At 64.2% G+C, this 18616-nt stretch carries 17 protein-coding genes; 8 read left to right on the top strand and 9 right to left on the bottom strand.

All coding sequences use genetic code 11. The annotated features are described in order from the left end of the window. Positions 1–107 precede the first annotated feature (107 nt). Together XH90_RS02515 and XH90_RS02510 are read right to left on the bottom strand one after the other, a co-directional pair. The gene (locus XH90_RS02515) at positions 108–1823 is read right to left on the bottom strand and encodes a PQQ-dependent methanol/ethanol family dehydrogenase (protein WP_246755674.1); all 1716 of its coding nucleotides are present in this window, start codon (positions 1821–1823) and stop codon (positions 108–110) included. A gap of 339 nt (positions 1824–2162) precedes the next feature. Then, positions 2163–2612 (bottom strand): carbon monoxide dehydrogenase subunit G, encoded by a 450-nt coding sequence (locus XH90_RS02510; protein WP_194479057.1) that lies wholly within the window; start codon positions 2610–2612, stop codon positions 2163–2165. A 562-nt stretch (positions 2613–3174) separates the two neighbouring features. Between XH90_RS02510 and XH90_RS02505 the strand changes: the two genes are divergently transcribed. The 4 genes from XH90_RS02505 (at position 3175) to XH90_RS02490 (ending at position 8211) form a co-directional block, all read left to right on the top strand. Then, complete coding sequence (locus tag XH90_RS02505; protein ID WP_194479056.1) at positions 3175–3660, top strand: (2Fe-2S)-binding protein; 486 nt, start codon at positions 3175–3177, stop codon at positions 3658–3660. Positions 3661–3743: 83 nt separating this feature from the next. Next, positions 3744–6086: a xanthine dehydrogenase family protein molybdopterin-binding subunit gene (locus tag XH90_RS02500; protein WP_194479055.1), complete on the top strand. Its 2343-nt coding sequence runs from the start codon at positions 3744–3746 to the stop codon at positions 6084–6086. A gap of 15 nt (positions 6087–6101) precedes the next feature. Then, the gene (locus XH90_RS02495; protein ID WP_194479054.1) at positions 6102–6899 is read left to right on the top strand and encodes a xanthine dehydrogenase family protein subunit M; all 798 of its coding nucleotides are present in this window, start codon (positions 6102–6104) and stop codon (positions 6897–6899) included. Between the two features lie 205 nt (positions 6900–7104). Further along, complete coding sequence (locus tag XH90_RS02490) at positions 7105–8211, top strand: CaiB/BaiF CoA-transferase family protein (protein ID WP_194479053.1); 1107 nt, start codon at positions 7105–7107, stop codon at positions 8209–8211. A gap of 32 nt (positions 8212–8243) precedes the next feature. Here XH90_RS02490 and hppD read toward each other — a convergent pair whose 3' ends face one another. Continuing rightward, positions 8244–9362: a 4-hydroxyphenylpyruvate dioxygenase gene (gene hppD, locus XH90_RS02485; RefSeq protein ID WP_194479052.1), complete on the bottom strand. Its 1119-nt coding sequence runs from the start codon at positions 9360–9362 to the stop codon at positions 8244–8246. Between the two features lie 122 nt (positions 9363–9484). Here hppD and XH90_RS02480 point away from each other — a divergent pair, with 122 nt between their 5' ends. After that, entirely contained in the window at positions 9485–9964 is a 480-nt protein-coding gene (locus XH90_RS02480; protein WP_194479051.1) for an Lrp/AsnC family transcriptional regulator, read from the top strand. Positions 9965–10037: 73 nt separating this feature from the next. Then, positions 10038–10349, top strand: coding sequence for a DUF1272 domain-containing protein (locus XH90_RS02475; protein ID WP_194479050.1), 312 nt, complete (start codon positions 10038–10040; stop codon positions 10347–10349). A 1-nt stretch (position 10350) separates the two neighbouring features. Here XH90_RS02475 and fahA read toward each other — a convergent pair whose 3' ends face one another. The 5 genes from fahA to XH90_RS02450 form a co-directional block, all read right to left on the bottom strand. Then, positions 10351–11625: a fumarylacetoacetase gene (gene fahA, locus XH90_RS02470; RefSeq protein ID WP_194479049.1), complete on the bottom strand. Its 1275-nt coding sequence runs from the start codon at positions 11623–11625 to the stop codon at positions 10351–10353. Positions 11626–11801: 176 nt separating this feature from the next. Then, a complete protein-coding gene (gene hmgA, locus XH90_RS02465; protein ID WP_194479048.1) occupies positions 11802–13148 on the bottom strand; it encodes a homogentisate 1,2-dioxygenase in 1347 nt (448 codons plus the stop codon). A gap of 2 nt (positions 13149–13150) precedes the next feature. Beyond that, the gene (locus XH90_RS02460) at positions 13151–14107 is read right to left on the bottom strand and encodes an MBL fold metallo-hydrolase (RefSeq protein ID WP_194479047.1); all 957 of its coding nucleotides are present in this window, start codon (positions 14105–14107) and stop codon (positions 13151–13153) included. 35 nt (positions 14108–14142) lie between these two features. After that, complete coding sequence (locus XH90_RS02455) at positions 14143–14370, bottom strand: DUF2783 domain-containing protein (protein ID WP_148777872.1); 228 nt, start codon at positions 14368–14370, stop codon at positions 14143–14145. Positions 14371–14392: 22 nt separating this feature from the next. Next, positions 14393–16021, bottom strand: a complete 1629-nt coding sequence (locus XH90_RS02450) for an FAD-dependent oxidoreductase (RefSeq protein WP_194479046.1) — start codon at positions 16019–16021, stop codon at positions 14393–14395. 110 nt (positions 16022–16131) lie between these two features. On the opposite strand from XH90_RS02450, the gene XH90_RS02445 reads away from it, so the two are divergent. Both XH90_RS02445 and XH90_RS02440 read left to right on the top strand, forming a co-directional pair. After that, positions 16132–16674 (top strand): MarR family winged helix-turn-helix transcriptional regulator, encoded by a 543-nt coding sequence (locus XH90_RS02445; protein WP_194479045.1) that lies wholly within the window; start codon positions 16132–16134, stop codon positions 16672–16674. A 49-nt stretch (positions 16675–16723) separates the two neighbouring features. Then, positions 16724–17467: a class I SAM-dependent methyltransferase gene (locus tag XH90_RS02440; protein WP_194479044.1), complete on the top strand. Its 744-nt coding sequence runs from the start codon at positions 16724–16726 to the stop codon at positions 17465–17467. 115 nt (positions 17468–17582) lie between these two features. Here XH90_RS02440 and XH90_RS02435 read toward each other — a convergent pair whose 3' ends face one another. Next, positions 17583–18389: an N-acyl homoserine lactonase family protein gene (locus XH90_RS02435; RefSeq protein ID WP_194479043.1), complete on the bottom strand. Its 807-nt coding sequence runs from the start codon at positions 18387–18389 to the stop codon at positions 17583–17585. Between the last annotated feature and the right edge of the window lie 227 nt (positions 18390–18616).

The following is an 18616-nucleotide window of genomic DNA, read 5'->3' as shown; positions in this document are numbered from 1 at the left end:
ACCTTGTTGAACCAGGGGTTGCGGCACCGGGCATCCGCCGATGCCGCAACCATTGTCCTGAAAAAGCGCGCGCGTATCCCGTCACCTCGAGGATACGCGCGCGAGGGTCACTGGACGGAGAACACGAAGAGGGAACCGCCCTCGGGAGCAGCGGCCGTCATCTTCTTGCCTACCTCGCCCAGGAACGCGGGCAACGCAGCCGTGCGACCGACGACGACGGCGACATATTGCTTGCCGTCGACCTGGTAGGTCACAGGTCCCGCGCCGATCCCGGAGCCGAGATTCTTGCTCCACAGCACCTTGCCGTTCTTCGCATCGATGGCGCGGAAGTCGCCATGAAGGTTGCCGGCAAACACCAGGCCACCGCCGGTGGTCAGCGTGCCGCCATTGAACGGCAGGTCCTCCTTGATCGACCAGACCTTCTTCTGCGCGACCGGATCCCAGGCCATCAGCTCGCCGAGGAAGCCGCCCGGACCTTCCTTGGTCGGAAATTCGGCGCCGAGATAGAACACGCCGCGCTTGTACGACACGTCAGAGACGGACCAGTCCATGCAGACATTGTTGCTGGGGATATAGACGAGGCCGGTCTGCGGATTGAACGACATCGGCTGCCAGTTCTTGCCGCCGATCAGGTTCGGGCAGATGTCCTTGGCCGGATGGTTCGGTCCCGGACGCTTGTCCGGATCCTCCTCCGCGCGCATGGTGTTGACGTCCCACTTCTTGGCCCAGTTGGAGAAGACGTACTTCTCGGCCGAGAGAACCTTGCCGGTCTCGCGATTGGCGACGAAGAAGTAGCCGTTGCGATCCGCCTTCATCAGCGCCGGGACGGTGCTGCCGCCGATCTTCAGGTCGGCGAGCACGGCTTCGTTGACGCCGTCATAGTCCCAGGCATCGGCCGGCGTGGTCTGGATGTGCCATTTGATCTTGCCGGTGTTGGGATCGAGCGCGAGCGTCGAAGCCGTGTAGAGGTTGGTCAGCTTGCCGAAATTGCTGTCGCCGGTCGAACGCACCGCGGTGTTCCACGGGCCGGGATTGCTGGTGCCCCAATACACCGTGTCGCTCTTCGGATCGTAGGAGCCGACCAGCCAGGCCGCGCCGCCGCCGTGCTGGGCGGTGTCGCCCTTCCAGCTGTCGCCGCCGGGCTCGTCCGGCGAGGGAACGGTGAAGGTCTGCCAGAGCTGCTTGCCGGTATTGATATCGAAGGCCTGCAGCGAGCCGCGCACGCCGTACTCGCCGCCACCGAAGCCGGTGATGACCTTGTCGCGCACCACGAGCGGCGGCGAGGTGATGACCGAGCCCTGCTTGTAGTCGACCACCTTCGTCGTCCACAGCACCTTGCCGGTCGCGGCATCCAGCGCCGTCAGCTTGCCGTCGAGGCGACCGACGAAGATCTTGCCGTCGGCATAGGAGACGCCGCGGTTGTTCACGTCGCAGCAGGCGAATTGCAGCACGTCATCGGGAATATCGGGCTCGAAGGTCCATTTGCGCGCGCCGGTGGCTGCATCGAGAGCGTAGACGTATTTCGGCCCCCACGAGCTGGAAACGTAGAGCGTGTTGCCGACGACGATCGGCGAGGATTCGTTCGAGCGCAGCGAGGCGAGCGAGAACGAATAGGCGAGCGTCAGCTTGCCGGCGTTCTCGGTGTTGATTTGCTTGAGCGGACTGAAGCGCGTGTTGCCGTAGTCGTGACCGGCGACGGCCCACTGGTTGGAATCGGCTTGCGCCTTGATCAGGGAGTCGTTGGCGCGAGCGCCTGGCGTAGCGGCGGCCAGCATCGCAATCATCGAAATGCCAGCCAAGAAGCCCTTGGTTCCAAAGGTCATGTATTCCCTCCGATGTTGTTGTGTGCACCGCGTTGGGCGCTCGAGCGCGGCGCGCTCGCGATGCGCAGTTTGTCTGCGAACCATCGTCGGGAATTACAACATCGCCGCTGCGCGCTTAGTATGGGCGGAAGGTAGTAGTGCAAATCATTGGCGACTTTGGCCGCGCATCTCGTTGTCGAAGCTTGCGTCTTGCCCTTATTTTACAGCTCGAAACGGACTATCGGATTTTGGGAAGTCCCAGGACTCGACCGTCGTCCCGGGCAAGCGGAGCGAAGCGACGTGCAGATCCGGGACGACGGCTGCGACGAGCTACCGCGCGCGTCGGCAATGGGTTCGAAATCACGCGGTCGGCGCTACCACGGCCGCGAAGCTTTCGAAGAAATTCGCCGCGAGCTTGCGCGACGTCGAATCGATCAGCCGCGAGCCGAGCTGCGCGAGCTTGCCACCGATCTGCGCCTCGGCCTCGTAGTGCAGGATGGTCATTTCGGGCGATTCTTCCTCGAGCCTGACCTTCGCACCGCCCTTGGCAAAGCCTGCGACGCCGCCGGCGCCTTCGCCGATGATGCGATAACCGTTGGGCGCATCGATATCGGTCAGCGTCACCTTGCCGCTGAACGTCGCCTTCACCGGGCCGACCTTCAGCACCACGGTCGCAACCATCTCCGTCGGCGATGACATCTCGAGCGATTGGCAGCCCGGAATGCAGCGCCGGAGAATGTCGGGATCGTTGAGCGCGGCCCACACTTTGGCCTTCGACGCCGGGATACGTTGACTGTCGTTCATCTGCATCGCGTCCACCCTTTCACTTTTGCTTGTGAGGCTCGACTAGGGTGGCGTGGCGCGGCGATCAATCGCCAGGAAGTACTAGGGCTGCTTGTCCTGACGTCTCGTTCACGCGAGAAACGTCGTTGCTGGCCGCAACGAAGGCGCGCGCCCGCGCAACTTGCCGGCCCGAGTTCGCTGCATCGCCGCGCGTGAAATCAATGACTTAGCTCGCCACCCCCTACTACCAAGATCGCGATTACAAAGGCACGGGTGCGTGCTCCTATTCGCGCAACGAACGAGGCATTTGAGGGGAGAAACGGGCGCGCGACCGGGCCGAGGTCTCGGACACGACCAGGCAATCGCCTTACGCGGTGGCCATTGCGCATGCGCGATCACAGCGCAGCGGAAAGTCCTTGCATGGTCGCGTCATGCGCCGGCGGCGCCACGGAAAGTCGTGACCGAATCGCACATCTGCGACGGCCGCCACGGTGACCTTTCCATGACACGCGATCATCAAAATCTCAGTTGCAAAGTTCCGTTCGCGCTGTCTCTAATTGGATAACGACAAACATCGGGAGGTACACACGTGTCTACAGTCAAACTGACGGTGAACGGCAAGGCCGTTGCTGTCGACGTCGAGGACCGCACGCTGCTGGTTCACGTCCTGCGCGATCACCTCAACCTCACCGGAACCCATGTCGGCTGCGACACCAGCCAGTGCGGCGCCTGCGTCGTGCACATGGACGGCAGGGCGGTGAAGTCCTGCACCATGCTGGCCGGCCAGGCCGACGGCGCCAGCGTCACCACCATCGAAGGCATCGCCAAGGGCGACGAGCTGCATCCAATGCAGGCCGCCTTCCGTGACAATCACGGCCTGCAGTGCGGCTATTGCACGCCGGGCATGATCATGTCGGCGATCGACATCGTGCACCGTCACGGTGGCCAGCTCGACGAAGCCACGGTCCGTCACGAGCTCGAGGGCAATATCTGCCGCTGCACCGGTTACCACAACATCGTCAAAGCCGTGCTGGACGCAGCCGGACGCATGAAGGTCTCGCAGGCGGCCGAGTAGGCGGCGCGCCTCGATAGAACAACAACCGCTGCAGCTTTCGAGGGAAAGCGCGGTCAAGACAATTCCGGTCGGGAGGACCAGACATGGGTGTTGAAGGCATCGGCGCACGCGTCGTGCGCAAGGAAGACAAGCGTTTCATTACCGGCAAGGGCCGGTACGTCGACGACATCAAGCTACAGGGCATGACCTTTGCCCATTTCATCCGCAGCCCGCACGCGCATGCCAGGGTGAAGAAGATCGACTCGTCCGCCGCGCTGAAGATGCCGGGCGTGGTCGCGGTGCTCACCGGGCAGCAGCTCGTCGACGACAAGGTCGGCAACCTCATCTGCGGCTGGGCCATCACCTCCAAGGACGGCAGCCCGATGAAGATGGGCGCATGGCCGGCGATGGCGCCGGAGACCGTGCGCTTCGTGGGCCAGGCTGTTGCGGTCGTGATCGCCGAGAGCAAGAATCTGGCGCGTGACGCGGCGGAAGCCGTGGTCGTCGACTACGAGGAACTTGCCGCGGTCGCCGACGTCCATGCCGCCATCAAATCAGGCGCGCCACAGCTCCATCCCGAGGCCCCCGGCAACCAGGTCTATGACTGGGTGATCGGCGACGAGGCCGCGACGGATGCCGCCTTCGCCAAGGCCGCGAACGTGGTGAAGATGGATGTCACCAACAATCGCCTGGCGCCGAACCCGATGGAGCCGCGCTCGGCGATCGCCAACTACGACACCGCGGAGGAGCATTTCACCCTCTACACGACGTCGCAGAACCCGCACGTGGCCCGCCTCGTGCTGTCGGCGTTCTACAACATCGCCCCCGAGCACAAGCTGCGCGTCATCGCACCCGACGTCGGCGGCGGCTTCGGCTCCAAGATCTACATCTACCCGGAAGAGATGGTCGCGCTCTGGGCCTCCAAGAGGACCGGCCGCCCCGTGAAATGGACCAGCGACCGCACCGAGGCCTTCCTCACCGACGCGCATGGCCGCGACCACGTCACCCATGCCGAGATGGCGTTCGACGCCAACAACAAGATCGTCGGGCTGAAGGTGAAGACCTACGCCAATTTCGGCGCCTACATGTCGCTGTTCTCGTCAGCCGTGCCGACCTATCTCTACGCGACGCTGCTGTCGGGCCAGTACAACATCCCGCAGATCCATGCCGAGGTTATCGGCGTCTACACCAACACCACGCCGGTCGACGCCTATCGCGGCGCGGGCCGTCCCGAGGCCAGCTATCTCATCGAACGTCTGATGGAGACGGCGGCGCGGCAGCTCAAGGTCGATCCGGCCCAGCTGCGCCGGACCAACTTCATCACCCAGTTCCCGCACCAGACGCCCGTGATCATGGCCTATGACACCGGCGACTTTAATGCCTCGCTCGACGCCGCGATGAAGGCGATCGACTATGCCGGCTTCTCCGCGCGCAAGGCGCAGGCGAAGTCGCAGGGCAAGCTGCGCGGCATCGGCGTGTCCTGCTACATCGAGGCCTGCGGCATCGCGCCGTCGAAGGCGGTCGGCAGCCTGGGCGCCGGCGTCGGCCTCTGGGAGTCCGCGGAAGTGCGGGTCAACCCGGTCGGCACCATCGAGATCCTCACGGGCTCGCATAGCCATGGCCAGGGTCACGAGACGACGTTCTGCCAGCTCGTCGCGGATCGCCTGGGCATTCCGATCAGTCAGGTCTCGATCGTCCACGGCGACACCGACAAGGTGCAGTTCGGCATGGGCACCTACGGCTCGCGTTCTGCGGCCGTCGGTCTCACCGCGATCCTGAAGGCCATGGAGAAGATGGAGTCCAAGGCCAAGAAGATCGCGGCCCATGCGCTGGAAGCCTCGGAGGCCGACATCGTCATCGAGAACGGCGAGTTCAAGGTGACGGGCACCGACAAGGCGATTGCGCTGCCGATGGTCGCGCTCGCGGCCTACACCGCGCACAATCTGCCTGACGGGATGGAGCCGGGCCTGAAGGAGAGCGCCTTCTACGACCCGACCAACTTCACCTTCCCGGCCGGCGCCTACATCTGCGAGCTCGAGGTCGATCCCAGCACCGGCAAGACCTCTTTCGTCAACTTCGTCGCCGCCGACGATTTCGGCCGGCTGATCAACCCGATGATCGTCGAGGGCCAGGTCCATGGCGGCCTGGTTCAAGGCATCGGGCAGGCGCTGCTCGAGCACGCGATCTACGACGGCAACGGCCAGCCGGTGACGGCCTCGTTCATGGACTACGCCATGCCGCGCGCCGACGATGTGCCCTCCTTCAACCTCTCCCACACCACGACGCTGTGCCCGGGCAATCCGCTCGGCATCAAGGGTTGCGGTGAGGCCGGCGCGATCGGCGCCTCTGCGGCCGTGATCAACGCGATCACGGATGCGATCGGCAAGAACAACCTGGAAATGCCCGCAACCCCTGACCGGGTGTGGCGCACGATCCATTCGGCTTGAGAGGGAGGAACGAAGATGTACCAGACCAACTATCATCGCGCTTCCTCGGTCGACGAAGCCGCAAGCCTGTTCGGCAAAAGCAGCGAGGCGAAGTTCCTCGCTGGCGGCCAGACGCTGCTGCCGGTGATGAAGCAGCGGCTCGCGGGGCCTTCCGACGTCATCGACGTCGCCAAGATCAAGGAGCTGATCGGCGTCGAGGCCGCGGGCGACACGCTGACCATCAAGGCCGCCACGCCGCATTACGACGTGGCGACCAGCGATGCCGCAAAGAAGGCGATCCCCGCGCTCGCCTATCTGGCCTCGTTGATCGGCGACCCCGCCGTGCGCTATCGCGGCACCATCGGCGGCTCGATCGCCAACAACGATCCGGCCGCGGACTATCCGGCCGCGCTGCTTGCGCTCGGCGCCACCGTGAAGACCAACAAGCGGTCGATCGCGGCGAATGATTTCTTCAAGGGCCTGTTCACGACGGCGCTTGAAGACGGCGAGATCATCACTGCCGTATCGTTCCCGGTTCCGGCCAAGGCGGGCTACGCCAAGATGCGGCACCCGGCCTCGCGCTTCGCGCTCACCGCGGTCTTCGTCGCGCAGACGAAGTCGGGCGAGATCCGCGTCGCCGCGACCGGCGCCTCGCAGAGCGGCGTGATGCGGGTTGGCGCGATCGAAGCCGCGCTGAAGGCGAACTGGTCGCCGTCGGCGCTCGACAGCGTCAGCATTCCTGCGACCGGATTGCTGGCCGACATCCACGGCACGGCGGAGTACCGCGCCAACCTCGTCAAGGTGATGGCGCAGCGCGCGGTGGCCGCAAGCTGACCATCGCTCTCTAGCGCCTCAACACAATTCTTCCGCGGCGCGCAGCAATGCGCGCCGCTTTTTATTATGCGCCCATGCATGAAAAGCGCTTGCCTCGCTGGCGTGAAGGCAGGAAAAGTTAATCAGCCAATTAAATCGCCCAGAGAGGAATGTCCGAGGCGTTGCCGGAACATCGGCACCGCCCGCGACCCGAGGAAACAAGCACGTGCTCGATAAACCAGCCCCCTCCGCGTTCGTCCGCACTTCAGGCCCGCTCGCGGGCTTCCGCATCGTCGAATTCGCCGGGATCGGGCCCGGCCCGTTCGCCTGCATGATGCTGGCAGACATGGGCGCCGACGTCGTCACGCTCGACCGCGTCGGCGCGAAGAAGAGCATGAAGTCGGTCGCGGGCCGCGGCCGCAAGGTGATCGAGCTCGATCTCAAGGACAAGGCGGCGATCGGGCAGGTGCTCGACCTGCTCGCCAGCGCCGACGCGCTGGTCGAAGGCTTTCGCCCCGGCGTGATGGAGCGGCTCGGCCTCGGGCCCGATGTCGTGCTCGCACGCAACCCGAAACTCGTCTACGGCCGCATGACCGGCTGGGGCCAGGAAGGCCCGCTCGCCAACGCCGCCGGCCACGACATCAACTACATCTCGATCACCGGTGCGCTCGCCGCGATCGGCACCAGGGAAGCGCCGGTGCCGCCGCTCAACCTGGTCGGCGATTTCGGCGGCGGCGCGCTCTATCTCGTCGTCGGCGTGCTCGCCGCGCTGCTGGAAGCCCAGAAGTCCGGCAAGGGCCAGGTGGTCGACGCCGCCATGTGCGACGGCGCGGCATCGCTGATGTCGTTCTTCTTCGACATGAAGACGCTCGGCCGCTGGACCGAAGGCCGCGACCGGAATTTCCTCGACGGCGGCGCCCATTTCTATGGCGTCTACGAATGCGCCTGCGGCCACTTCGTTTCGATCGGCTCGATCGAGCCGCAATTCTACGCGCTGCTGCGCCAGCACGCGGGCCTCACCGACGCCGACTTCGACGCGCAGATGGACCCCAAGGCCTGGCCCGCGCTGAAGGAGAAGCTGAAGGCCGTGTTCAAGAGCAAGACGCGCGAGGACTGGTGCAAGATCATGGAAGGCACCGACATCTGCTTCGCGCCCGTTCTGACCATGTCGGAGGCGACCGAACATCCGCACATGGTCGCCCGCAACGTCTTCATCGAGCGCCACGGCGTGAAGCAGCCCGCGCCGGCGCCGCGCTTCTCGCGCACGCAGTCCACGGTCCGGGAGCCGGAAGGCGCGGACATTGGCGCGGTGACTGCGGCGTGGAAGCGATAGGTCCGGCCGCCGCAGCCATCGCGTAGGGTGGCCTACGCCGCGTTGTCCACCTTCAACACCCCGCGGCGGATCTGATCCTCCTCGATCGACTCGAACAGGGCCTTGAAATTGCCCTCGCCGAAGCCGTCGTCGCCCCTGCGCTGGATGAACTCGAAGAAGATCGGGCCGATCGCGTTGGCCGAGAAGATCTGCAGCAGCACCTTGGTCTGGCCGCCATCGACCACGCCCTCACCGTCGATCAGGATGCCGTTCTTCTGCAAGCGTGCGACATCTTCGCCATGCTTGGGCAGGCGCGCATCGATCCGCTCGAAATAGGTCTCCGGCGGCGACGGCATGAAGGGCAGGCCGGCTTCGCGCAGGCCTTCGATCGTGCGATGGATGTCGCGGCAACCGCAGGCGATGTGCTGGATGCCCTCGCCGCGATAGATCGTCAGATATTCCTCGATCTGGCCGGAATCGCCGGCATCCTCGTTGATCGGAATCCGGATCTTGCCGTCGGGGCTGGTCAGCGCGCGCGAGAACAGGCCGGACGCGCGGCCTTCGATGTCGAAAAAGCGGATCTGGCGGAAGTTGAACAGTTTCTCGTAAAAGCTCGTCCAGACGTCCATGCGACCGCGATGGACGTTGTGAGTGAGGTGATCGAGATAGAACAGGCCGGCGCCGACGGGCCGCGGATCGCGCGCACCCAGCCAATCGAACTCGGCATCATAGGCCGAGCCCTTGGCGCCGTAGCGATCGACGAAATAGAGCAGGCTGCCGCCGATGCCCTTGATCGCGGGCACGTCGAGCGTCTTCTGTGCGGACGAAGCTTCCGCAGGCTCGGCGCCGAGCGCGATGGCGCGGTCATAGGCCGCCCTCGCATCGACCACGCGGAACGCCATCGACGGCGCGCAAGGACCGTGCGCTGCGACGAACTCGAAGCCGTGGGTGCCGGGCTCCTCGTTGACGAGATAGTTGATGTCGCCCTGGCGATAGACCGTGATCTTCTTGGTCTTGTGACGCGCGACGGGCGCATAGCCCATCAGCTTGAACAGATCGTGCAGTTCCTGCGGATTGGGATGCGCATATTCGACGAACTCGAACCCGTCGGTGCCCATCGGATTGTCGGCGCTGATCGTGGCGGGCGGTGCATCGTGCGGAAACGGACCCATGGTGTTCTCCCGGATTTGCTGCTGGCTGGAACTATCCTTCATGCCGCGTGCAATGGGCGTGCAAATGGGGCGCGATTTCGCTATTCTATGCACGATCCGTGCATGAATTGGACAAAAGTCGCATGATTTCAGTGGATGCCTTCGACCTCAAGATCCTCGGCGCGCTCCAGGATGATGGCCGCCTCACCAACCAGGAACTGGCGGAGCTTGCAGGACTCTCCGCCTCGCAATGCTCGCGCCGGCGAATGCGGCTGGAAGAGGAGAAGGTGATCGCGGGCTATCACGCCGACCTCTCCAGCGAGGCGCTCGGCTTCGGCGTGATCGCCTTCATCCAGGTGGGGCTTGCGACCCACTCGCCGGACAATTCCAAGCGATTTCGATCGCTGGTGAACCGGATCGACGAGATCCAGGAGGCCTATTCACTGACGGGCGATGCAGACTACGTGCTCAAAGCCGTGCTGCGCGACCTCAAGGGACTCTCGAATCTCGTCAACGACGTGCTGATGCCGCACCAGAGCGTGGCGCATGTGCGCTCATCCATCGTGCTGGACCGGCTGAAGGAAAGTTCGAAGCTGCCGCTGAAGGATTTGAAGGCTGGCTGAAATCGAGGGAACTACGCCATTCGCGCGCTGCGAGCGATCTGCGATGATCGCCGTCAATCCGGGAGACTCAGCGATGGCCCTCCAGCTGCGACCGAACTGCGAATATTGCGACCGCGATCTGCCGCCCAGCGCAACGGATGCGCGGATCTGCTCCTATGAATGCACGTTTTGTGCGGAGTGCGTCGAGACGAAGCTCTCCAACGTCTGCCCGAACTGCGGCGGCGGCTTTGCCCCGCGCCCGATCAGGCCGACGCAGGAATGGCGGCCGGGCGTGTGCACGAGCAAGCAGGCGCCGTCCGACAAGCGCGTGCATTTGAAGTACAGCCTTGACGACGTCGCCGCGCATTGCGCGCGGGTGCGCGACGTGCCGCCGGAGAAGCGCTAGGCTAATCCGACGCCAGGATCGTCCCCTCGACCTCGCCGAAGCCGACGCGATAGCCGCTGCCCTGGCACCAGCCGCGCATGACGAGGCTGTCGCCGTCCTCAAGGAACGAGCGCCGGGCGCCGCCGGGCAGCTCGACCGGCTCGGTGCCGTTCCAGCTGATCTCGAGCAAGCTGCCGCGCTGGTTCTTCTCCGGGCCGGATATGGTGCCGCTGCCGAGAAGATCGCCGATATTCATGGCGCAGCCGGAGGACGCGTGATGCATCAACTGCTGCACCGAGGACCAGTACATGTATTTGAAATTGGTACGGCTGATGCGCGTGGGCGAATTGGCACCGGCCGCGCGCAGGGAGACATCCAGCTCCAGGTCGTAGTTCTGCGCCCTCGCCTGCCTGAGATAATCCAGCGGCACCGGCTCCTGCGCCGGCCCGTTCAGGCGGAACGGCTCCAGCGCCTCGCGCGTCACCACCCACGGGCTGATCGAGGTCGCGAACGCCTTGGCGAGGAACGGGCCGAGCGGCACATACTCCCATTGCTGGATGTCGCGCGCGCTCCAGTCGTTGAGCAGCACGAAGCCGAAGATCATCTCCTCGGCCTGGCTCTCCGTGAGCATGCCGCCGATTGGCGAGGGCTGGCCGATCACCACGCCCATCTCCAGCTCGAAATCGAGCCGCTTGCAGGGGCCGAAGCTCGGCACCTCCACGTTCGGCGGCTTCAGCTGCCCGCGCGGCCGCTTCACCTTGGTGCCGGACACCACAACCGTGGAGGCACGGCCATTGTAGGCGATCGGCATGTGCAGCCAGTTCGGCTGCAGCGCATTGTCCTTGCCGCGGAACATCACGCCGACATTGGTGGCGTGCTCTCTGGATGAATAGAAATCGGTGTAGCCGGAAACCGCGAACGGCAGATGCAGTCTTGCATCGCGCATCGGCACCAGCGCCTGCCTGCGCAGCTCGTCGTTGTCGCGCAGCTCCGGATCATCGTGGCGCAACAGCTCGCTGATCCGCGCCCGCGTCCTGGTCCAGACTTTCGGCCCGAGCGCCATGAATGCATTGAGCGACGGCCCCGAAAACACGCCGAGCGCGCCGACATCGAGCCGCGAGTCCTGCTCCAGTTCCCAGAGATCGAGCACGTAATTCCCGATCGCAACGCCGACGCGCGGCGTCGGGTTCGCTGCGGTCGAGAACACGCCATAGGGCAGGTTCTGGATCGGGAAGTCGGAAGAAGGATCGACCTCGATGAAGGAGCGGAGGCTGGGGTCGTTGGGGTGGGTTGTCACTTTTCGCTCGGTCCTATTTCCTTCTCCCCCTGCGGGAGAAGGTGGCGCGAAGCGCCGGATGAGGGGTTCTATCCGCGAGTTCAAAAGAAAGAGGTTCACTCGCGGAGAGAACCCCTCACCCGTCTCACCGCTACGCGGCGAGCCACCCTCTCCCACAAGGGGAGAGGGAAAGAGAGCTACGGCTGGTTCGGATCGAACCGCTTCTCGAGGCCCTTCCAGCAATCCGCGTAATCGTCCTGCAGCGTCGACGCGTTCGCGGCATGCGCCGTGACGCGCTGCGGGTAGCGGGTCTCGAACATGAAGGCCATGGTGCCCGTGAGCTTCACCGGCTTCAGCTCGCCGTTGCTGGCGTGCTCGAAGGCGTCGCGGTCGGGGCCGTGCGGCAGCATGCAATTGTGCAGGCTCATCCCGCCCGGAACGAACCCTTGCGGCTTGGCGTCGTAGACGCCGTAGATCAGGCCCATGAACTCACTCATGATGTTCATGTGATACCAGGGCGGCCGGAAGGTGTTGTCGGCGACCATCCAGCGCTCGGGGAAGATGACGAAGTCGATATTCGCGGTGCCGGCGGTCTCCGACGGCGAGGTCAGCACCGTGAAGATCGAGGGATCGGGATGGTCGAAGCCGATCGCGCCGACTGGCGAGAAGGTGCGCAGATCGTATTTGTACGGCGCGTAATTGCCGTGCCAGGCGACCACGTCGATCGGCGAATGCGGCAGCGTGGTCTTGAACAGCGAGCCGCCCCATTTCACGAACAGCTCGGTCGGCGTGTCCTTGTCCTCGTAATCGGCAACGGGTGTAAGGAAGTCGCGCGCATTGGCGAGGCAATTGGCGCCAATCGGCCCCCGCTCCGGCAGCGTGAAGGCGCCGCCATAGTTCTCGCAGAGATAGCCGCGCGCCGGACCGTTCGGAATCTCGACGCGGAATTTGACGCCGCGCGGGATCACCACGATCTCGCCGGGCTCGGCATCGATGCGGCCGAACTCGGTGACGATGCGCAAGTTGCCCTGCTGGAGCACGAACATCAGCTCGCCGTCGGCATTGTAGAAATGCTGGTCGACCATCGACCTGGTGACGAGGTAGACATGCGCGGCCATGCCGGCCTGCGTGTTCACGTCACCCGCCGTCGTCATCGTCTGCACGCCCTGGACGAAGGTAACGTCCTCCTTCGGCAGCGGCGTCGGATCCCAGCGCAACTGCGCGATCGGCAGATCGTATTCATGGCAAGGCGCCGAGCGCCACAGCCCGGCATCAACCTTCTCGAAGCGACCGGAATGCTTCACCGAAGGGCGGATGCGATAGAGCCAGGAGCGCTCATTCGTGCCGCGCGGCGCAGTGAAGGGCGAGCCGGAGAGTTGCTCGGCATAGAGGCCATAGGCGCAGCGCTGCGGCGAGTTGCGCCCGATCGGCAGCGCGCCTGGCAGAGCCTCGGTCTCGAAACTGTTGCCGAAGCCGGACATGTAGCCCGGCGTGACTTGCGCCGAGCTGCGGACGATCTGATCGGGCGAGGTATTGATGTTCATGACTATCCTCCTCCTTGCAGGGCTGCCCACATTTCCTGGTCGCGCTTGTCGGTCCAGATCACGGGATCGTCGATCCCCGACGCTTCGTCATAGGCACGCGACACGTTGAACGGCAGGCAGTGCTCGTAGATGGCGAAACTGTGGAATTTCGGATCCATCACCTCGCGCGTTGCCGCCATCGATTCCTTCAGCGTGCGCCCCTTGGCGACCGAGATTTCGGCGGCACCGTAGAGCGAGGTCACGAAGTCGCGCGTCATCGCGATGGCTTCACGCACCGTGGCCGCGCCCTTCAGCGCATCGCCGCGGCCGGGCGCAATCGCCTTCGGATTGAAATTTCGGATCTCGTTCAGCGTCATCGGCCATTCGCGCAAATGCGCGTCGCCGCAATAGCAGGCGGAGTGATACTCGATGAGATCACCGGAGAACATGACTTCGGCATCGGGCACCCAGGCGACGATGTCGCCGGAGGTGTGGCCGGCACCGAGTTGCATCAGGCGCACTTCGCGTTTTCCCAGATAGATCGACATCTCGCCTTCGAAGGTGAGCGTCGGCCAGGTCAGGCCGGGAATGCTCTGCGCGTCCTGGAACAGGCGCGGGAAGCGGCCGTACTCGGAATCCCAATCCTGCTTGCCGCGCTCTTCGATGAGACGATAGGTCTCCTGCGAGGCGACGATGCCTTGCGCCTTGTAGGCGGACGCGCCCAGCACCCGCACGGCGTGATAGTGCGACAGCACAACATATTTAATCGGCTTGTCGGTGACGGTGCGGACTCGCTCGATCACCTTGTTGGCCATCGCCGGCGTCGCCTGCGCGTCGAACACGAGACAGCCGTCGTCGCCGACGATGACGGCCGTGTTCGGATCGCCCTCGGCGGTGAAGGCGTAGAGATCGGTGCCGATCTCGGAGAAGGTGATCTTCTTCTCGGAGAGATCGCCGGTAGATGCGAAGTTCTTCGCCATCAGTTCATCCTCAAGTCTTTGCTTTGAGTTCTGGGTTATTGTTGTTGCTGTTGTTGCTGCTGCTGGCCATCGATCATGCGGCGTTTCGCCAGCACGAGCGCGTCCCTGAGCACGTCGATGTCGCCGATATGGTTGGCCAGGATCAGCACCAGCGCCGCGTCGAAATCGGCGCTCTGCTCGTCGGTAAGGCCACGATGCGCCTCGACGATGGCGCGAAAGGCATCGTCGGGCCGCGCGAAGTTGGAGCTGGTGGAGAGCGGCATCTAAAACCTCGAGTCAAACCTTTCAATTCAAGCCTTGGGCCCGCGACAGCGCGGCGGCGATCGCCTCCCGCGTCGGATGGCGGAAGCGCGCCGCGACATAGCCGTCTGGCCTGAGCAGATAGGCCGTATCAGGCTCGGCGTCGTAGCGCCTGGCAACAAGGCCCTGGGGATCGGCAAGCCCGCCATCGCCGCCGATGCGGATGTCCTTCACGCCATCCGGCGCGTCGATCGCTGCGCCATTGCTGAACGAGAGCAGGGTGAAGTCCGCTCCACCCTTGCGGAACGCATCCGTCAGATAAGCCTGCTCGCCCGCGCGTGTCGTCACCGGTGCATCGAGCATGGAACAGCCAGGCGGCGGTCCACCGCGCCAGGAATCCGCATCGCGCGATGACAGCGGCGAGTCATAGCTGCACGGCACCGACAGCCGACCGCCATTGACCATGCGCTTGCCGAACTCGGTTTCCCTGGCGAGCGACAGCACCGCCTTGCGCAGCCGCGCTTCCTGATGGGAGTTCGGCGCCATGAAGTCGGTCGAGCGGGTGGATTCGCGGATGTTCTCGTCGGCGGCTAAGCTCCGCTCGACATGATAGGTCTCGAGCAGGCTCGCGGGGGAGGCGCCGCGCAGCACGCGGTCGAGCTTCCAGGACAGATTCTCGGCATCCTCGAGTCCCGAGTTCGCTCCGCGCGCGCCGAAGGGCGAGACCTGATGGGCGGAATCGCCTGCAAAGATCACGCGGCCGTGGATGAAGCGATCCATCCGCCGGCACTGGAACTTGTAGAGCGAAATCCACTCGAACTCGAACTTGTCGTGACCGAGCATGCGCGCGATGCGCGGCCGCACATTCTCGGGCTTCTTCTCGACGACCGGATCGGCGTAGCGGTTGAGCTGGAGATCGATGCGCCAGACATCGTCGGGCTGCCGGTGCAGCAGCGCGGAGCGTCCCGCATGAAACGGCGGATCGAACCAGAACCAGCGCTCGGTCGGAAATTCCGCGGTCATCTTGACGTCGGCGATCAGGAACTGGTCCTCGAACACTTGTCCAGCAAACTCGGCGCCGACCATCTGCCGCAGCGAGGACCGTGCGCCGTCGCAGGCGACGACATATTGCGCGTTCAGGCGATAGGCGCCTTCGGGCGTCTCGATCGTCAGCAGAGCGGAATCATTGCGCTGCTCGAGCGCCGTCACCTTGTTGCGCCAGCGCAGGTCGATCGCGGGAAGATCGCCGATGCGGTCGACCAGATAGGCCTCGGCGTAATATTGCTGCAGATTGATGAAAGCCGGCCGCTTATGGCCATCCTCAGGCAGCAGGTTGAACTGATAGAGCTGGGACTCGCCATGAAAGATGCGGCCGACGCTCCATACCACGCCCTTGTCGACCATGCGATCGGCGACGCCGAGCCGGTCCCAATATTCCAGCGAGCGCTTCGAGAAGCAGATCGCGCGCGAACCCTCGCCGATGCGGTCGGCATCGTCCAGGAGCACGACGCGCTGGCCGCGCTGGGCGAGATCGATTGCCAGCGACAGCCCGACAGGGCCGGCACCGACCACCACGACCGGATGCTCGGCCGGGCTGTGGCCGGGGCGGTCCTGGTCGGAGTGGCGGCGATAGCCGAACTGGGTTTTGGCCTTTTGCGTATTGGCTTCCGCCATACACGAACCTCGGCTCTGGTCAGGACAGGACTGATCTGCTAGATAGTCTCACGTGCAACTATTTTGGACCGGGGCCGGCCGGCCGTCAACTGGAATTCGGAGCGCTCTCCTTGGCGAGGACATCCAGCGACATCGCGCTGAAGACAAAAGAAGCCAACGAGGCTTCGCCGCGGCCCAAATCGCGGCTCGATCTGTTCAAGTTCGTGCCGTTCCGCCTCAACCGACTCGCGGCGGAAGTCAGTTCCGCGCTCGCGGTCGAGTATCAGGAGCGGCATGGCCTCGACATTCCCGCCTGGCGCGTGATTGCGACGCTCGGATTCCGCAACGATGCCTGCAGCGCGCAATTCATCTCGCAATGTACCCGCACGCATAAATCGACCATCAGCCGCGCGGTGACGACGCTGCTGCATGACGGCCTGATCGAGCGGGTCGAGAACGAGGCGGACCGCCGCGAATTCCGCCTGCAACTGACCAGGAAGGGACGCGCGCTCTACGAGGAGTTGTTCCCGCAATTGCTGCGGCGGGAAGACGAGATTTTGGCGTGCCTCTCTGCGCAGGAGCGCAAGCAGCTCTCCGCACTGCTCGGCAAGATCGAGGAGAGCCTCGATTTGATCCAGACCAGCGAGGAGGCCGACGCCAAGCAGGCGTATTAGGGCGTATACGCATAGACGCCTGGACCGGTTGAGAAAGCTTGGTAGGCTCGTGAAGGCACAGGCTTATATCGCGGCGCTACTTGTGGCATTTGCCGCAACTCGCGCATACGCCGCTGACATCGGTTATCTGGCTCCTCCGGGTGTCGCTGCGAACGAGTTTCCCTCGCCGCAGCGCCCCGTTGCACGGATCGTCAGCCCACGCCGTGCCGCCGAAGAGCGCCGCGACGCCCTCAATGAGGCCGGCCAGATCGCACGTGCTCTCGAACTGAAACCAGGCATGACGGTCGCCGACATCGGAGCAGGCAGCGGCTACCACACGGTCAGGCTCTCGCGCCTCGTCGGCCCCGCCGGCTCCGTCATTGCCCAGGACGTCACGCGGGATTACCTCGTCGAGCTCGCCAGGCGAACCGAACTTCTGAAGTTGACGAACGTGCAATTCGCGCTCGGCGAACCACACGACCCGCGCCTGCCCGCTTCCTCGCTGGATGCCGCAATTCTCGTGCACATGTATCACGAGATCGCCCAGCCCTATGCCTTCCTCTACAATCTCGCGCCCGCCTTGAAGCGGGGTGCGCGGATCGGGATTGTCGATCTCGAGCTTCCGACGTCGAAGCATGGCACGCCAATCGAGCTCTTGCGCTGCGAATTGACCGCCGTCGGCTATCGCGAGGTCGCCGCATATCAGCTTGCAGGGGACACAGGATACCTGGCGATATTCTCTCCGCCGGAGCCAGCGGCGCTAAAATCTCCCCGCGATATCGTTGCTTGCAAGGATCCCGCCGGCACTCGCTGACACCGCGCCCGCCGCTCGTCTCGGAGGTTGAACAGATCCGGAGATCGAGGAGAGCCTCGGCCTGATCCAGACCCGCGAAGAGGCTGACGCCAGGCAGGCAGATTAGCCACCGTCGTCACTTCGCAAACGACCGCGTCGGCGGCAGGTGCAGCGCCCAGGCATCGACCTTGTCGCTCGCGCGCGGATAGATTTCGGTCACGATCGGATCGTGGCCGGGAATGTAGCGATCGGGATGGCCGGCGAGACGTTCGATCGTCTCCCAGCCGACCGCCATGTCGCCGACATTGTAGACGATCGGGAACGGGCTGCGGCGCTGCAGATTGGCGTAGTAATGCGCGGCGTCCGATGCCAGCACCACCGGACCGCGCGCCGTCTCGACCTTGACCACCTGCAGGCCGTCGGAATGGCCGCCGACACGATGCACGGTCACGCCGGGCGCGACCTCGCCATCACCGGAATAAAAATTCACGCGCTCGCCATAGACATGGCGGACCATCTGCGTGACGTGCTCGACCGAGAATGGATGTCGCAGCAGTCCGTTGCACATGCAGCGGCCCGTGGCGTAGGCCATCTCGCGCTCCTGGAGATGGAAGCGCGCATTCGGGAAGCGATCGAGATTGCCGGCGTGGTCGTAGTGCAGATGCGTCACGATGATGTCGCGAATGCTGGATGCCGCGACGCCGAAGCGCTCCAGCGCGTCGACCGGATTGAGTGTCAGTTTTCGCGCGCGCGAGGCAGCCTCTTCGGCATTGAAGCCGGTATCGACCAGGATATCGCGGCCCTGCCCCCGGATCAGCCAGACGAAGTAGTCGAGATCCTGCGCCGCGCTGTCATGCGGATCGGGCGCCAGAAAATTCATGCTGGGGGTGCGCGGCGACATCGTCGCATAGCGCAGGGCGTAGATTTCGTAGGCGTTTCCCATGGCGTTGATCCCGGCTCTTGCTTTTTTCTGAATGGGCCTGCCGCGCACCAAGCCATCGTCCGCCGCAAAGGTCAAACGTCCGAGGCCGCGGCGAATGCGGGGCTGGAATGTGAGACCAATCACATTTTCGTCGCGAGTGCCGGCCTAACATGGCTGCCGGAACCCCGAACCAGAACGCGTCGAGTGAGACCGTGACCGCCGAATTTTTCCCCTCGCGAGCGGCCTCT

Origin of the sequence: Bradyrhizobium sp. CCBAU 53338 (genome assembly GCF_015291665.1) — a bacterium.
GTDB lineage: Bacteria > Pseudomonadota > Alphaproteobacteria > Rhizobiales > Xanthobacteraceae > Bradyrhizobium.
This window is presented reverse-complemented; position numbering and strand designations above follow the sequence as displayed.